This window comes from Fusibacter sp. (assembly GCF_057447755.1).
Map to the genome: position 1 here is coordinate 1 of NZ_JBVBZF010000466.1, position 2055 is coordinate 2055.

The window sequence follows — 2055 nt, forward strand, 5'->3', positions numbered from 1 at the left end:
AAAATTGAAATTCTTGGTTCCACCCTCAGGATTATAACCATATGCCACTGCGATGGCTTCAAGGACTGTTGATTTACCACTCCCATTCTCACCAATTAAAAAAGTGACATTGGGATGAAATTCAAGACTTGTTAAGGCTTTAATGGCCACTAGATTATAGGGATATTCTTCTCTTCTTGTAATTTCATTATCCATTTTTTTCACTGCTCTAAGATATTGTTCTCTTTCCTTAAGCACACCAACCACCTATTCTTGACCCATAAAAGGACTTTCAAGCAACATGACTTTTTTATTCAAAGGGTCAAATTCAATTTCACAGTTATAAGGCAAAATCCACTTGGGATCAGTATGGCCAAAATCGCCCCCAGTCATCACTAGTAAATGACTTAAATCATTTTCAATGTTAATAATATTCAAAAGTATCTCTTCAAGTTCTAACGTTTCTTCAGGGGTATAATCTTTTGGCTTTGAAAAAATGATACCTTTAACTTTATTCAGAATGCCTTGTATTGCATAGTTTCTAAGCATACAGCCAACAACAAATGGAGATGGTTTATCTTCTGAAGTCTCGAAGAAAAGAATTTTGTCATCCCAAAAGGCTTCATCTGGCCAAAATTTAGTCCCCTTTAAGAACTCAAGCACTTCAATATTGCCACCCCAAAGCTTGCCCTTTACACTTTTATGCCCCTGTAATACTTTTAACCCCTTGTTGTCTTCAAAGGGTAAGCACTCGCCGAGCGTTTCTTTACATGACCAATCCTTGTACCCCTGTGTAATTTGCATATACTCAGGATACACATATGGGCATTTAAGTGCCATCAAGAAGGTCTTCAAATGGGATGTAAAAGCAGGTTCAAAAGCGTTTGTTTGTGCCAAACCCGCCATAACAGAAGGACCATGAAGCGTCGGCATGCCCTTACTTGCTAAATAGGATAAAAAAGTAGTCGCATCTGAAAATCCCATAATCATCTTTGGATTTTTCATAATGGTATCTAAATCCAAGTATTCAAGTATTCTTACAGACTCATACCCTCCAATTGAGCAGATAATACCATCAATCTGGTCATCTTTAAATGCATCGTTAATATCCTTTGCCCTAAGCATTGGATTTTCATATAAAGTCTTACGATCCATTCTAGCGGTGGGCATTTCTACAATTTCAACTTGAAGAACTTCTTCTATATTTCGAAGTCCCATTTCATAGAGGTCTGGGAAAAGGTTTGGGAGCGGTGCTGATGGTGAAATCACGGCAATTTTAGAACCCTTTCTTATTTGTCTTAGCTTCATTTTGCTCATATCTAAACTCCTTTCGAATTTCATTTTAATATGATCACAAGGATCTCAAACTCAGTCTAAATAGCTCTAGAAGGTGATATAAGCTTAGAAGACCTCATTCATTTATTCATTTATTTAAGTACGGACCCAATCTGGAAATCATTTGTCAGTTCCATCTCAACCATAACATCATATAAACGCCAAAAAATCTCCATAATGTGGTTTAACTGGTCTAAATCCTTTATCAAACCTGTTGCCTGGAATGATACTAGACTCTCATCCTCTTCTATCAAACACTTATCTTTGTTATTAATCTCAAGTTCAACTGGTTTATCCGATATTAATAATTGCTTTAATCGATAATCTGTAAGCAGTTTACCAATTATCACTTCATCGTTTCCCTTTATGATGTAACGTTGGTCTAGTTCCACATCATTCACTATAATATCTTGCATACCAAGCATTTTGCCAATTTGACTAAAAAAGCCCTCTTTGTAAAGCTTTAATTTCAACTGCCTTGGATTCTTAAAAATACTTCTCACACGAGTATATGTAATCGGTGCATTGCCCACCATAACCATATAGGAATCTAAGACAATCTTGATATTTTGATATTCAAAGTCTACCTTCTCTGGTTTTAAAAAAGTGGCTCTCGTATAAACACCACCTAAATTTTCACTCAATTCTTCCCAAGTACTTTTCTTATGTCCCATGTTAGACCTCGCTCTCATTTATAATCTCTATTACATGTGCCATTAATAGAGGCTGAATATCTGGATA

General features: G+C 36.0%; 3 protein-coding genes. All 3 read right to left on the reverse strand.

Annotation, left to right across the window (positions count from 1 at the left end):
* Window positions 1–195 (reverse strand): AAA family ATPase (locus tag AC220I_RS21710; protein ID WP_486725962.1); only part of this gene is annotated, 195 nt, incomplete at its 3' end.
* Window positions 196–246: 51 nt separating this feature from the next.
* Complete coding sequence (locus AC220I_RS21715) at window positions 247–1296, reverse strand: S66 family peptidase (protein ID WP_486725960.1); 1050 nt, start codon at window positions 1294–1296, stop codon at window positions 247–249.
* A gap of 110 nt (window positions 1297–1406) precedes the next feature.
* Complete coding sequence (locus tag AC220I_RS21720; protein WP_486725961.1) at window positions 1407–1988, reverse strand: hypothetical protein; 582 nt, start codon at window positions 1986–1988, stop codon at window positions 1407–1409.
* Window positions 1989–2055: the final 67 nt, after the last annotated feature.

What these genes read in the sequence shown, in the direction of transcription:
- AC220I_RS21715 (WP_486725960.1), bottom strand. Translation starts at nt 1,296, where the DNA reads ATGAGCAAAATGAAGCTAAGACAAATAAGAAAGGGTTCTAAAATTGCC.
- AC220I_RS21720 (WP_486725961.1), bottom strand. Translation starts at nt 1,988, where the DNA reads ATGGGACATAAGAAAAGTACTTGGGAAGAATTGAGTGAAAATTTAGGT.